The following is a 13,340-nucleotide window of genomic DNA, read 5'->3' as shown; positions in this document are numbered from 1 at the left end:
CCGGATGAAGACCCGCGACCGTATCCTCGAATGTGCCTTGCAGCTGTTCAACCGCCAGGGCGAGCCGAACGTCTCGACCCTGGAGATCGCCAACGAACTGGGGATCAGCCCCGGCAACCTGTACTACCACTTCCACGGCAAGGAGCCGCTGGTGATCGGCCTGTTCGAACGCTTCGAAGAGGCGTTGATGCCACTGCTCGATCCGCCCCTGGACGTGCGCCTGGACGCCGAGGACTACTGGCTGTTCCTGCACCTGATCGTCGAGCGCATGGCCCAGTACCGCTTCCTGTTCCAGGACCTGTCCAACCTCACCGGGCGCCTGCCCAAACTGGCGCGGGGCATGCGCAGCCTGATCAACGCCCTGAAGCGCACACTGGCCGCATTGCTGGCCAGCCTGAAGGGGCAGGGCCAGGTGACCAGTGAAACCCAGGCGCTGGGGCAACTGGTCGAGCAGATCACCCTGACCCTGATGTGCTCGCTGGACTACCAGCGGGTCCTGGGGCGCGAGGGCGACGTGGGGGTGGTGGTGTACCAGGTGATGATGCTGGTGGCGCCGCATCTGCAGGCACCGGCACGCAGGGCGGCGGAGCAGTTGGCGATGCGGTATCTGGAGGGGTAGCCGCGTCAGATCAGCGTTGAAGCTTTCGCGGGTGAACCCGCTCCCACAGGATTGTGAAAAACCTGTGGGAGCGGGTTCACCCGCGAAATGGGCGACGCGGTGTCAGGCCTGGGTGGCCGCGTTCACCGGTGCCGACGGCGTGCTGCTGGCCGGGGCCGCGCTCGGGGCCGGAGCCGCGGTGGCGGCAGGTGCCGGAGCAGCCGGCTTGGCTGCCGCCGGCTTGGCCGGGGCGGCTTTTTTCACAGCCGGTTTCTTGGCCGCAGCGGGTTTGGCCGCTGGCTTGGCTGCCGCTGGCTTGGCTGCCGGTTTGGCCGCCGCGGTTTTCGCCGCAGGCTTGGCCGCCGGTTTTGCCGCAGCGGTCTTGGCCGCAGGCTTGGCTGCCGCCTTGGCCAGGGGCTTGGCCGCGGTCTTGCCGGCATTGGCCTTGGAGATCGGGGTCACCGACGCGCCGGTCAGCTTCTCGATCTGCTTGGTCAGCGAGTCGACCTGCTGGTGCAGGGCCTTGATCTCATTGCGGCTGGGCACGCCCAGGCGCGAGATGGCGCTGTTCAGGCGCTTGTCGAAGGCCTCTTCCAGCTCGCTCCACTTGCCCAGCGCACGGTCCTTCACGCCCGACACCCGCGAGTTGGTCGACGACTTGGCGCTTTCGGCCACGTCTTCTGCGGTTTTCTTCGCCTGTTTCTCGGCCTTTTCGCCATCCTTCACCAGCGAATCGAACAGCTTCGGACCATCCTGGTCGACCTTGGAGTAGATACCCAGGCCAGCCAACCAGATCTTGCGGGAGTACTTCTCGATTCCGCCGATCCAGGAGCTGCCTTCTTTCTCGGTGTTCTTCTTGCCAGCCATCCTGCTCTCCTTATGGTTTGTGCGCGACGCGCTCGAGCAGCTCGTGCAGCTGTTCAAGCTTGATGGACAACGCCTCAACGTCATGTTTAGACGGAATGCCGAGGCGATTCAAGGCGCGACCGACACGGGCGTCGAAGGCTTTCTCGATTTTGTCCAGTTGGACCTCGACCTTGCCGCGTACCCGGCTGACTTCCTGGGTGGCTTCGTCAAGATGGCCGTTGGCCGCCTCGAGCTCCTTGCCCAGGCGCTTCTTGCCGCGTTTCTCGACGCCTTCGCCGGCCTTCACCAGCTCCTTGAAGTAGTCGGAACCTTCCTGGCCGACGCGGGCGTAGGCACCGATGCCCGCCAGCCAGATCTTGCGGGCGTAGCCGCGCACCTCGCCCAGGGTACTGCCTTGGGCGTCGTCTTTCTGCTTGAGATTCACTTTGGCCATGCTCTGCACCTCATGCTCGTTCAAGGGAGGGAGGAACTGCCCTGGGAGGCAGGGCTTGAGCGTGAAGGTAGGCGGAAAAATTAGAATCCTCACCCTAAGGTGAGGTCATGCAGCGTTTAGTTTGCGTGGGAGCGGGCTTGCCCCGCGATAGCGATTGCCCGGGCTGGCGCCATCGCGGGGCAAGCCCGCTCCCACAATAACTGCTCCCACAAGGTCCGCTCCCGCAAACAGCAAGGAGCGCGCAGTGTCAGGCCAGCGCCTTGTCCAGCGCCCGCTCGATCTCGCCCTTGATGCTGCCACTCATCATCGACAGCATCATGCCCAACTTCAGCTCGACGCGGATGGTGTCCTCGCCAATGTGCACGCTGCCGTTGGCGCCGCTGCGCGTCACATCGACGCGGTCGCCGTTCCAGGTGGCCTTGAGGTCGTATTCGCGGGTCAGCTTGTCGACCAGCGCCTCGGCCTTGGCACGGGCGGCATCACGGCCGAGGGAGTGTTTGCGTTCGACGCTGATCTGGGTCATGCGGGTGTTCCTGGATATGAAGACATAATCACCATTATGCCCGCCCCCTCTGCATGACACACCCCGCCAAGACAAATCCGCCCGCAGCCCCTAGAATGGCCGTAATTTTTTTCTGGTGAAGCGATATGACCGACCAGCGCAAAGGCGACCACGCCGAACCCACTACTCACTTCGGCTACCAGGACGTGCCCGAGAGCCAGAAGGCGAAGAAAGTCGCCGAGGTGTTCCATTCGGTGGCCGCCAAGTACGACCTGATGAACGACGTGCTGTCCGGCGGCATGCACCGCCTGTGGAAGCGCTTCACCATCGAGCTGTCCGGCGTGCGCAGCGGCAATCGGGTGCTGGACATCGCCGGTGGCACCGGCGACCTGGCCGCCAAGTTCTCGCGCCTGGTCGGCCCGACCGGCCAGGTGGTGCTTGCCGACATCAACGACTCGATGCTCAAGGTCGGCCGTGACCGCCTGCTTGATCGCGGCGTGGCCGGCAACATCGAGTTCGTCCAGGCCGACGCCGAGAAGCTGCCGTTCCCGGACAACCACTTCGACTGCGTGACCATCGCCTTCGGCCTGCGCAACGTGACCCACAAGGACCAAGCCATCCGCTCCATGCTGCGGGTGCTCAAGCCCGGTGGCCGCCTGTTGATCCTGGAGTTCTCCAAGCCGACCAACAAGCTGATGTCCAAGGCCTACGACGCCTACTCGTTCGCCTTCATGCCGCTGGCCGGCAAGCTGATCACCAACGACTCGGAAAGCTACCGCTACCTGGCCGAATCGATCCGCATGCACCCCGACCAGGAAACCCTCAAGAGCATGATGGTCGAGGCCGGCTTCGACCGCGTCACCTACCACAACATGACCAGCGGCATCGTCGCCGTGCACCGGGGGATCAAGCCCTGATGCTCCTGGCCGGCCTGCTCGCCAGCGCCGAGCACGGGCTCAACCGTGTCCTGCGCCTGGACAGCACCGCCCTCCCGCGCCTGGCGGCGTTGGAAGGGCGGGTGATCGAGATCGACTGCGTGCAGCCGGCCCTGAAGCTGTTCGTGCTGCCCGACGAGGAAGGCCTGATGCTCGCCGCCCACTGGGAGAGCGAGGTCGACTGCACGCTGCGCGCCCCCGCCGGGCGCCTGGCGCAGCTGGCCCTGGCCAAGGACAAGACCGCCGTGTTGCACAGCCCCCAGGTCGAACTGCATGGCGACAGCGCCGTGCTGCTCGACCTGTTCGGCATCCTGCAGGACCTGCAACTGGACTGGGAATACGAGCTGCAGCGCTGGCTGGGCCCGGTGCCCACCGCGCTGATCGCCGGCCACCTGCGCCTGCGCGCGCGCTGGACCCGCCAGGGCCTGGCGCGCTTCGGCGAGAACCTCTCCGAGTACCTGGCCGAGGAATCCCGTACCCTGGTCGGCAAACGCGAAGCCGAAGCGGCGTTCAGCGAACTCGATGCGCTGAAGGTCGACATCGAACGTCTCGAGGCGCGCCTGCGTCGCCTCGCCCACACTCTTGATACCAGCGATAACGCATGAAGCTGCTCGCCGTCCGCCGTCTGTTGCGCATCCAGCGCGTCGTGATCCGCTACCGCCTCGATGACCTGCTGTTCGAACAGCCCCTGCTGCCCTGGTGGCTGGCCAGCCTGCGCCTGCTGATGCCCTGGCGCTGGCTGCCGCGCAAGCCCCTGGAGCTGAGCCGCGGCGCGCGCCTGCGCCTGGCGCTGCAGGACCTGGGACCGATCTTCATCAAGTTCGGCCAGTTGCTCTCCACCCGCCGCGACCTGCTGCCCACCGACATCGCCGACGAGCTGATGCTGCTGCAGGACCGGGTGCCGCCGTTCGACCCGCAGCACGCCGTGGCGCTGATCGAGGAACAGCTCGGAGCGAAGGTGGGTGAGGTGTTCAGCCGCTTCGACGTCGAGCCGCTGGCCTCGGCCTCGGTGGCCCAGGTTCACGCCGCGCGCCTGAAGAGCGGCGAGGAAGTGGTGGTCAAGGTGGTGCGCCCGGGCCTCAAGCCGATCATCGCCCAGGACCTGGCCTGGCTGTTCCTGATCGCCAAGGCCGCCGAACGCGCCTCGGCCGACGCCCGCCGCCTGCATCCGGTGGAGATCGTCGGTGACTACGAAAAGACCATCTACGACGAGCTCGACCTGCTGCGCGAGGCGGCCAACGCCAGCCAGCTGCGGCGCAACTTCGAAGGCTCCGAGCTGATGTACGTGCCGCAAGTGTACTGGGACTTCTGCCGGCCCAAGGTGCTGGTGATGGAGCGCATCTATGGCGTGCCGGTCACCGACATGGCCACCCTGGCCGACCAGCGCACCGACATGAAGATGCTCGCCGAGCGCGGCGTCGAGGTGTTCTTCACCCAGGTGTTCCGCGACAGCTTCTTCCATGCCGACATGCACCCGGGCAACATCTTCGTCAGCACAGTCAAGCCGTGGAGCCCGCAGTACATTGCCATCGACTGCGGCATCGTCGGCAGCCTCACCTCCGAGGACCAGGACTACCTCGCCCGCAACCTGATCGCCTTCTTCAAGCGCGACTACCGCCGCGTGGCCCAGCTACACATCGATTCGGGCTGGGTGCCGGCGCAGACCAAGGTCAACGAGTTCGAGGCGGCGATCCGCACCGTGTGCGAGCCGATCTTCGAAAAACCCTTGAAGGACATCTCCTTCGGCCAGGTGCTGATGCGCCTGTTCCAGACCGCCCGGCGCTTCAACATGGAAGTCCAGCCGCAGCTGGTGCTGCTGCAGAAGACCCTGCTCAACATCGAAGGCCTGGGCCGCCAGCTGTACCCCGACCTCGACCTGTGGAGCACCGCCAAGCCGTTCCTCGAGCGCTGGATGCGCGAGCGCATGAGCCCGAAGGCGGTGATCGGCAACCTGTACAGCCAGGCAGAGCAGTTGCCGCACCTGGCCGACATGACCCGCGACCTGCTCGAGCGCCTGTCGCAACCGCACCTGCACGACGCGCAATTGCCCGAGCGGCGCCGCGCCGGCGACAACTGGGCGCTGCGCCTGCTCGGCGCCGGCCTGCTCGGTGGCGGCGCCACCCTGGCGGCCGGTGCCGTCAGCCTCAGCGCCCCGGCCGCCTGGCCGGCGTGGCTGATGCTGGCCGCCGGCCTGTACCTGATCGTGCGCCGATAGCCAGCCGCGCCGCCGGCTGGCACACTAGCGCAAAGGGGCCCGGTACGGGAGCGGGCCCGGTTTGGAGTCGACGATGAAAGACTGGCTGGACGAGATCAAGTGGAACAGCGATGGCCTGGTGCCGGCGATCGCCCAGGACCACAAGACCGGGCGCGTGCTGATGATGGCCTGGATGAACCGTGAATCCCTCGCCCTGACCGCCGCCGAGCATCGCGCCATCTACTGGTCGCGCTCACGGGGCAAGCTGTGGCGCAAGGGTGAAGAGTCGGGCCATGTGCAGAAGCTTCACGAAATGCGCCTGGACTGCGACGCCGACGTGATCATCCTGATGGTCGAGCAACTGGGCCATATCGCCTGCCATACCGGCCGCGAAAGCTGCTTCTACCGCGTCTTCGAGGACGGCCAGTGGAAAACCGTCGACCCGGTCCTGAAGGATCCGGACGCCATCTACAGCGCAGGACACTGACATGAGCGACACCCTGAACCGCCTCGCCGAGGTGCTGGAGGAACGCAAGCACGCGGCGCCGGACAGCAGCTACGTGGCCAGCCTGCATCACAAGGGCCTGAACAAGATCCTCGAGAAGCTCGGCGAAGAGTCCATCGAGACCATCATCGCCGCCAAGGATGCCGCCGCCAGCAAGGATTACAGCGATGTCATCTATGAAACCGCAGACCTGTGGTTTCATAGCCTGGTCATGCTCAGCGCGCTGGGCCAGCATCCGCAGGCGGTGCTTGATGAGCTGGAGCGTCGGTTCGGGTTGTCCGGGCATGACGAGAAGGCTGCGCGTCAGCCTTCTGCCTGAATAATTGCGGGGGCGCGTTGCGCCCCTTTCGCGGCGCAAGGCCGCTCCTACAGGGGCCCGCGTCGCCTGACAGATTCGCAATACCCTGTGTAGGAGCGGCCTTGTGCCGCGAAAGGGCTGCAACGCAGCCCCAGGGTCCGAAAGACAGACACACATTTTCAGGAGCTTGAAATGGGCATTTTTGACTGGAAACACTGGATCGTCCTGCTGGTCGTCGTGGTGCTGGTGTTCGGCACCAAGAAACTGAAGAACTTCGGCAGCGACCTGGGCGAATCGATCAAGGGCTTCCGCAAGGCCATGAACGAAGAAGAAACCAAACCCGCCGAGCAGACCCCGCCGCCGGCGCAACCGGTTCCGCCGGTACAGAACACCGCGCAGCAGGCCCAGGGCCACACCATCGAGGGCCAGGCCCAGCCGGTCCAAGAGCCACAGCGGAAAGACTGACCCATGTTCGGCATCAGTTTCAGCGAGCTGCTGCTCGTCGGCCTGGTCGCCCTGCTGGTGCTCGGCCCCGAGCGCCTGCCGGGGGCCGCGCGCACCGCGGGCCTGTGGATCGGCCGCCTCAAGCGCAGCTTCAACGCGATCAAGATGGAGGTCGAGCGCGAGATCGGCGCCGACGACATCCGCCGCCAGTTGCACAACGAGCATATCCTGCAGATGGAGCAGGAGGCCAAACGCATCCTCAATCCGCTGACACCACCGGCGCAGCCGCCGGCCAGCGCTGAAACGCCCGCCACACCCGCCGTCGAAGCCGCCCCCGCGCAGCCGACCGCGACGCCACCCTCCGAGCCGCCCCAACCGCCACGAGCCCCATGAGCGAGAATCCGGAACATGACCAGCCGATGCCGCTGGTTTCGCACCTGACCGAACTGCGCACCCGCCTGCTGCGCTGCGTCGCCGCCATCTTCCTGATCTTCGCCGGGCTGTTCTCCTTCGCCCAGCAGATCTACACCCTGGTCTCGGCGCCGCTGCGCGCGCACCTGCCGGCCAACGCGACGATGATCGCCACCGACGTGGCCTCGCCGTTCCTCACGCCGTTCAAGCTGACCATGATCGTCTCGCTGTTCCTGGCGATCCCGTTCATCCTGCAGCAGATCTGGGGGTTCATCGCCCCGGGCCTGTACCGCCATGAAAAGCGCATCGCCATCCCGCTACTGGTATCGAGCATCTTCCTGTTCTATGCCGGCATGGCCTTCGCCTACTTCCTGGTGTTCCCGCTGATCTTCGGCTTCTTCGCCAGCGCCACCCCCGAGGGCGTGTCGATGATGACCGACATTTCCAGCTACCTCGACTTCGTCATGACCCTGTTCTTCGCCTTCGGCGTCGCCTTCGAGATCCCGGTGGCGGTGGTGCTGCTGGTGTGGATCGGCGTGGTCGACGTGCAGTACCTGAAGAAAATCCGCCCATACGTGATCATCGGCTGCTTCGTGGTCGGCATGATCCTCACCCCGCCGGATATCTTCTCCCAGACCCTGCTGGCCGTGCCCATGTGGCTGCTGTTCGAGGTCGGTGTGCTGTGCGGCAGCCTGATCCGCAAGCGCAGCCACGAGCCGGACGCAGCGAACAACGACCACAACGACCAGCCGCCTGCGACCCAACCGTGAACCTGTTGCTTCTTGAAGAGGCCGACTTCGTGTCGGCCGACCGTGTCGTCCTGGCTGATCGCCGCTTCACCCACATGCAGGAGATCCACCGCGTGGCGGTGGGCGACAGCCTGCGCGTCGGGCGCATCGGCGACCTGATGGGCAAGGCCGAGGTCATCCGCCTCGAAGGCCATGAAGCCGAACTGCGGGTGGCCTTCGACCAGCCACCGCCGGCCAAGCTGCCACTGACCCTGGTGCTGGCCGTGCCGCGGCCGAAGATGCTGCGCCGGCTGTTCCAGACGGTCGCCACCCTGGGCGTGCCGCGGCTGATCCTGGTCAACAGCTACAAGGTTGAAAAGAGTTTCTGGCAGACCCCATTCCTCCAGCCTGAAACCATCCGCGAAAACCTCATTCTCGGCCTGGAGCAGGCCCGCGACACGGTGCTGCCGGAAGTGATCATCGAGAAGCGCTTCAAGCCCTTCGTCGAAGACCGCCTGCCCGCCATCGCCGAAGGCTCCCTGGGCCTGGTCGGCCACCCCGGCCCCTACCCTGCCTGCCCACGCGCCGTGGAAGGCCCGGTAACCCTGGCGATCGGCCCCGAAGGCGGCTGGATTCCCTACGAGATCGAGTTGCTCGGCAAGGCCGGACTGGCCCCGGTGCAACTGGGCGACCGCATCCTGCGGGTGGAAACGGCGGTCACTGCCCTGCTTTCGCGAATTTTCTGACAGCAGGGTCAGGTTTTCACCATCAAGTTTCCCCGCCCCCCGCCGATGGCCTGTGCAACAGAACAATAATCCGCACTGCCACGCGCCGGGGAGTCGTCTATGTACCGTTGGTTTGCCCAGTCACTGGGAAATGTAAGCGTCAATCGCAAGTTGGGGATCGGCTTCGGCCTGGTGCTGCTGCTCACCCTCGGCATCACCTTCACCGGCTGGCTGGGCATCGACAGCGTCACCAGCCGGGGCGACAAGCTCGGCAACATCTCGGTCATCCACCAGTACACCCAGGACCTGCGCCTGGCCCGCCTGGGCTATGAGCGTAACCGTGACGACGCCGCCGTGGCGGAACTGGAAAAGGCCCTGGCCAATCTCGAGCGCCAGGTACAGTTCATGCTCGGTCAGATCGAGCTCCCCGCCGACCGCCAGCGCCTGGACAAGCAGCAGGACGCCGTGCGCCAGTACCAGCAGGCCTTTGCCGAACTCAAGCAGGCCGGCCAGCGCCGCGAGGCCAGCCGCGCCACCCTGGGCGACAGCGCCGACAAGGCCGCCGAGCTGATCGGCAAGGTCCAGCAGCGCCTGCTGCAGGGCGGTGATATCCAGCAGTACCAGGAAGTGGTGCAGGTCGCCGCCCTGTTGCAGCAGGCACGCTTCCAGGTGCGCGGCTACACCTACAGCGGCAAGGCCGAGTTCCAGCAGACCGCCCTCGGCGCCATCGACCAGGCCATGACCGTGCTCAAGGCGCTGCCGGGCAAGCTTGCGGCCGAGTTCGCCGCCAGCCTCGACGACGCCGCCAGCGCACTGGCCGCGTACCGCGACGCGGTAAACCAGTTCGGCAACGCCCAGGCCGCCAGCGAGCAGGCGTTGACGCGCATGTCGGCGCAAGGCCAGCTGCTGCTGGTCACCAGCCAGGAAATGAGCGTTTCACAAACCACCGTGCGCGACCAGGGCACCCAGCAGGCCAAGACCCTGCTGGCCGGCGCCACCGCCCTGGCCCTGCTGCTGGGGGTGCTGGCCGCCTTCGCCATCACCCGGCAGATCATCGTGCCACTGCGCCAGACCCTCGCCGCCGCCGAACGCGTAGCCGGCGGCGACCTGCGCCAGGACCTCAAGGCCGATCGACGCGACGAACTGGGGCAATTGCAGGCCAGCATGCAACGCATGACCCAGGCCCTGCGCGAGCTGATCGGCGGCATCGGCGACGGCGTGACGCAGATCGCCAGCGCCGCCGAGGAACTGTCGGCGGTCACCGAGCAGACCAGCGCCGGGGTCAACAACCAGAAGGTCGAGACCGACCAGGTCGCCACCGCCATGAACGAGATGGCCGCCACCGTGCAGGAAGTGGCACGCAACGCCGAGCAGGCCTCGGAGGCGGCGCTGATGGCCGACCAGCAGGCCCGTGAGGGCGACAAGGTGGTGGGCGAGGCGATCAGCCAGATCGAGCGCCTGGCCGGCGAGGTGGTCAACTCCAGCGAGGCGATGAGCCAGCTCAAGGCCGAGAGTGACAAGATCGGCAGCGTGCTCGATGTGATCAAGTCGGTGGCCCAGCAGACCAACCTGCTGGCGCTCAACGCCGCCATCGAGGCCGCCCGCGCCGGCGAGGCAGGCCGTGGTTTCGCCGTGGTCGCCGACGAGGTTCGCAGCCTGGCCCAGCGCACCCAGCAGTCCACCGAGGAAATCGAGGAACTGATCGCCAGCCTGCAGACCGGCACCGAGCGCGTGGCCAGCGTCATGGACAGCAGCCGCGCCCTGACCGACAGCAGCGTCGAGCTGACCCGTCGCGCCGGCGACTCGCTGGGCACCATCACCCGCACCGTGTCGTCGATCCAGTCGATGAACCAGCAGATCGCCACCGCCGCCGAGCAGCAGAGCGCTGTGGCCGAAGAGATCAACCGCAGCGTGATGAACGTGCGCGACATCTCCGACCAGACCTCGGCGGCGAGCGAGGAGACCGCCAGCTCCAGCGTCGAGCTGGCCCGTCTGGGGACGCATCTGCAAGCTCTGGTCGGACGTTTCAGGCTCTAATTCGCGGCTTGCGGGCTGTAGGCCTTGCCCTTCAGCCTGTAGCGAATTTTCCTACTCGATTTGCAGGTCCAGTCCGACGGACTCCCGGCCGATGAGCAAGGGCCATGGCGGCATTCTGCCGCCATGGCCTTCTCTCAATTGGACGGAGACCTGCCATGTTCGGATACCTTGACCGCCACCTCGGCAACCTCGGCGTCGGGCTCAAGCTCGCCCTGGGTTTCGCCGTGGTGCTGATGCTCACCCTGGCCACCACCCTCAGCGGCTGGAGCGCCCTGGACGGCGCCATCGAGCGCTCGGAGCAGCTTGGCGACATCGGCCAACTCAACGACCTGACCCGCGACCTTCGCGCCGAGCGCATCACCTACCGGGTGCTCGCCGACGACGTCAGCAGGACCCGCATCGCGACCATCCTGGAACAGTTGCACGACCGCCTGACCCTGCTGCAGCAACGCAGCGGCGTCGATTCGTCGCGACAGATGCTGAACCAGAAACTGCAGTTGCTGCAGCGCCTGAAGGCCGACTTCGCCACCCTGCAAGGCACCGTGGACAGCCGCGAAGGCTTGCGTGTGGCGATGCAGGCGCAAGCAGGCGTGCTCGAAGCCGTGATCGACGAGCTGCAGACCCAGGCCTTGCTGAAGCTGCCGGGCGACGGCCGGCAGGGTAGCGTGGTCGGCCTCATGGATACCCTGGGCCGCCATATCGAGTCCGCCAGCCAGCAAAGCCTGGTACCGGCCTATGCCTTCTCGCCCCGGGACAACTTCGCCAGCATGGGCGATACCGCGCTGCAGGCAGCGAACAGCAGCCTCGGCCAATTGCTGCGGGCCATCGCCCCACTGGAACTGCCCGGCACATTGACCCAACGCCCGCAGGTCGAGCTGGACCGCTACCGCGACGTCTTGCGCCAATACCGCGAGGCCGCGCTCAAGGTCGAGCAGTTGCAGGACGGCATGGAGAAGATGGGCGACGAGCTGCAAACCGTGAGCCGCGAACTGAGCGAACGCAAGGTCGAGCAGCGCGACAACGAGGCCCTGGCCGACCGCTCGCTGCTGACCAGCGTGGCCGTGCTGGCGCTGGTGTTCGGCGTCCTCGCCGCCTGGCTGATCACCCGACAGGTTACCCAACCCCTGCGCCAGGTGCTGGCCCAGGCGGAGCGCATTGCCCGTGGCGACCTCAGCCAAGTACAGACGGTGCAGCGCCGCGACGAGATGGGCCAGTTGCAGACGAGCATGCGCGAGATGACCTTGAGCCTGCGCGAGCTGCTCGGCGGCATCGACCAGGGCGTCGGTCACCTGTCCCGGGCCGCGACGGTGCTGGCCGGCGCCAGCGTGGACACCCGCGAGCGCATTGGCCAGCAACAAGAGGAGACCGACCAGGTGGCCACCGCCATGAACCAGATGAGCGCCACGGTGCAGGAGGTCGCGCAGAACGCCGAGCAGGCCTCGCAGGCGGCCACCGCCGCCGACCGTCAGGCACAGCTGGGTGACGAGGTGGTGGCCGAGGCGATTGCCCGCATCGAGCAGTTGGCCGGGCAGATGGACCACTGCCTGACGGCCATGGGTCACCTGGCCGGTGAAAGCCAGCGCATCGGTTCGATTCTCGATGTGATCAAGTCGGTATCCGAGCAGACCAACCTGCTGGCGCTTAACGCCGCCATCGAGGCCGCCCGGGCCGGCGAGGCCGGGCGCGGTTTCGCCGTGGTGGCCGACGAGGTGCGCGGCCTGGCCCAGCGCACGCAGCAGTCGACCGAGGAAATCGAACTGCTGATCGACAACCTGCACCGTGGCACCGACGAGGTGACCGGCCTGTTGGACGACAGCAAGCGCCTGACCGGGCAAAGCGTCGAACTCAGCCGCAAGGCCGGCGCCGCGTTGGGGCAGATTACCGAGACGGTGTCGACGATCCAGGGCATGAACCAGCAGATTGCCACGGCCAGCGAGCAGCAAAGCGTGGTGGCCGAGCAGATCAACCGTAGCGTGATCAATGTGCGGGATGTTTCGGAGCAGACGCGGGCGGCCAGTGAACAGACGGCGGTTTCGAGTGGGGAGTTGGAGCAGTTGGGGCAGCAGTTACGGGGCATGGTGGGACGGTTCAATCTCTAAGCCTTGCAGGCGTGCCCAGATCGCCAGGACCTGAAACCAGACCGACGGCTTTGGCTTTGGCTTTGGCTTTGGCGATCAGAAGATTAACACCGCAGCTCACTAGCGACAGCTGCGCCATCCCAGGCGCCGCCCGTAACTTCGCGACTTCAGGAGGCCGAACGCAGGTCTTGCGGAGGGAGGTGACGGGCATGGATGCCCGTCAAGCGCTGCGCCCCAGGATGGGGCGTTCAGCGCGGTCCTCCCGGGAGCAAGGCCGGAGTGAGGGAACCCGGAGCGAAGCGGAGGGCCGGATGAATGGAGCGAGGATTTTTTGGTTCCTTTTTGATCCTTCAAAAAGGAACTCGCCGTAAGGGCGAAAAGGTGACTATGCGTCGACATCGAAAATGAATGCACTTACAACCATTAAAACCAGCGCCGACCGACTTTGACTTTGACTTTGACTTTGACTTTGACTTTGACTTTGACTTTTAAAGCATGTGTTTTGAAAGCTATATGCGCATTCATTCGCGATGGTGACGCGAAGTCACCTTTCCGCCCTTACGGCGGGTAACTTTTTGAAGGATC

Annotated in this window: 15 protein-coding genes; 12 read left to right on the top strand and 3 right to left on the bottom strand. The window is 65.7% G+C overall.

Features of this window, described 5'->3' with window-relative positions; genetic code table 11:
* The first annotated feature begins 4 nt into the window (after nucleotides 1-4).
* Entirely contained in the window at nucleotides 5-619 is a 615-nt protein-coding gene (locus POF53_RS20960; protein ID WP_203648328.1) for a TetR/AcrR family transcriptional regulator, read from the top strand.
* Between the two features lie 102 nt (nucleotides 620-721).
* Here the strand turns inward: POF53_RS20960 and POF53_RS20955 are convergent, their stop codons facing one another.
* From POF53_RS20955 to POF53_RS20945, 3 genes are all read right to left on the bottom strand, one after another.
* The gene (locus tag POF53_RS20955) at nucleotides 722-1,465 is read right to left on the bottom strand and encodes a phasin family protein (RefSeq protein ID WP_498969252.1); all 744 of its coding nucleotides are present in this window, start codon (nucleotides 1,463-1,465) and stop codon (nucleotides 722-724) included.
* Between the two features lie 10 nt (nucleotides 1,466-1,475).
* On the bottom strand, nucleotides 1,476-1,898 hold the full coding sequence (locus POF53_RS20950; RefSeq protein ID WP_110734707.1) for a phasin family protein: 423 nt from the start codon (nucleotides 1,896-1,898) through the stop codon (nucleotides 1,476-1,478).
* 247 nt (nucleotides 1,899-2,145) lie between these two features.
* A complete protein-coding gene (locus POF53_RS20945; RefSeq protein WP_110734705.1) occupies nucleotides 2,146-2,421 on the bottom strand; it encodes a polyhydroxyalkanoic acid system family protein in 276 nt (91 codons plus the stop codon).
* Nucleotides 2,422-2,546: 125 nt separating this feature from the next.
* Between POF53_RS20945 and ubiE the strand changes: the two genes are divergently transcribed.
* The 11 genes from ubiE to POF53_RS20890 all read left to right on the top strand — a co-directional run bounded on the left by ubiE (nucleotide 2,547) and on the right by POF53_RS20890 (nucleotide 12,776).
* Nucleotides 2,547-3,317, top strand: coding sequence for a bifunctional demethylmenaquinone methyltransferase/2-methoxy-6-polyprenyl-1,4-benzoquinol methylase UbiE (gene ubiE / locus POF53_RS20940; RefSeq protein ID WP_203648331.1), 771 nt, complete (start codon nucleotides 2,547-2,549; stop codon nucleotides 3,315-3,317).
* Nucleotides 3,317-3,940 carry a ubiquinone biosynthesis accessory factor UbiJ gene (locus POF53_RS20935; RefSeq protein ID WP_203648333.1) on the top strand — a complete coding sequence of 208 codons (624 nt, stop codon included), beginning with the start codon at nucleotides 3,317-3,319 and terminating at the stop codon, nucleotides 3,938-3,940. The genes ubiE and POF53_RS20935 overlap by 1 nt, the downstream gene beginning before the upstream one ends.
* Nucleotides 3,937-5,550, top strand: a complete 1,614-nt coding sequence (gene ubiB, locus POF53_RS20930) for a ubiquinone biosynthesis regulatory protein kinase UbiB (protein WP_232856266.1) — start codon at nucleotides 3,937-3,939, stop codon at nucleotides 5,548-5,550. Before POF53_RS20935 ends, ubiB begins: the two co-directional genes overlap by 4 nt.
* A gap of 73 nt (nucleotides 5,551-5,623) precedes the next feature.
* Nucleotides 5,624-6,016 carry a phosphoribosyl-AMP cyclohydrolase gene (gene hisI, locus POF53_RS20925; protein ID WP_050707261.1) on the top strand — a complete coding sequence of 131 codons (393 nt, stop codon included), beginning with the start codon at nucleotides 5,624-5,626 and terminating at the stop codon, nucleotides 6,014-6,016.
* 1 nt (nucleotide 6,017) lies between these two features.
* Complete coding sequence (locus tag POF53_RS20920; protein WP_203648337.1) at nucleotides 6,018-6,353, top strand: phosphoribosyl-ATP diphosphatase; 336 nt, start codon at nucleotides 6,018-6,020, stop codon at nucleotides 6,351-6,353.
* Nucleotides 6,354-6,524: 171 nt separating this feature from the next.
* Nucleotides 6,525-6,797, top strand: coding sequence for a twin-arginine translocase TatA/TatE family subunit (locus tag POF53_RS20915; RefSeq protein ID WP_028688374.1), 273 nt, complete (start codon nucleotides 6,525-6,527; stop codon nucleotides 6,795-6,797).
* Between the two features lie 3 nt (nucleotides 6,798-6,800).
* Nucleotides 6,801-7,169 (top strand): Sec-independent protein translocase protein TatB, encoded by a 369-nt coding sequence (gene tatB / locus POF53_RS20910; protein WP_203648339.1) that lies wholly within the window; start codon nucleotides 6,801-6,803, stop codon nucleotides 7,167-7,169.
* Nucleotides 7,166-7,957, top strand: a complete 792-nt coding sequence (gene tatC, locus POF53_RS20905) for a twin-arginine translocase subunit TatC (protein ID WP_203648341.1) — start codon at nucleotides 7,166-7,168, stop codon at nucleotides 7,955-7,957. Before tatB ends, tatC begins: the two co-directional genes overlap by 4 nt.
* Nucleotides 7,954-8,661 carry a 16S rRNA (uracil(1498)-N(3))-methyltransferase gene (locus POF53_RS20900; RefSeq protein ID WP_254464066.1) on the top strand — a complete coding sequence of 236 codons (708 nt, stop codon included), beginning with the start codon at nucleotides 7,954-7,956 and terminating at the stop codon, nucleotides 8,659-8,661. Before tatC ends, POF53_RS20900 begins: the two co-directional genes overlap by 4 nt.
* Before the next feature lie 99 nt (nucleotides 8,662-8,760).
* Complete coding sequence (locus POF53_RS20895; RefSeq protein ID WP_498969247.1) at nucleotides 8,761-10,677, top strand: HAMP domain-containing methyl-accepting chemotaxis protein; 1,917 nt, start codon at nucleotides 8,761-8,763, stop codon at nucleotides 10,675-10,677.
* A gap of 155 nt (nucleotides 10,678-10,832) precedes the next feature.
* Nucleotides 10,833-12,776 (top strand): methyl-accepting chemotaxis protein, encoded by a 1,944-nt coding sequence (locus POF53_RS20890; protein WP_498969245.1) that lies wholly within the window; start codon nucleotides 10,833-10,835, stop codon nucleotides 12,774-12,776.
* Nucleotides 12,777-13,340: the final 564 nt, after the last annotated feature.

The sequence above is a fragment of the Mitsuaria sp. RG genome (assembly GCF_028369275.1).
Taxonomy (GTDB): Bacteria; Pseudomonadota; Gammaproteobacteria; order Pseudomonadales; family Pseudomonadaceae; genus Aquipseudomonas; species Aquipseudomonas peradeniyensis.
This window is presented reverse-complemented; position numbering and strand designations above follow the sequence as displayed.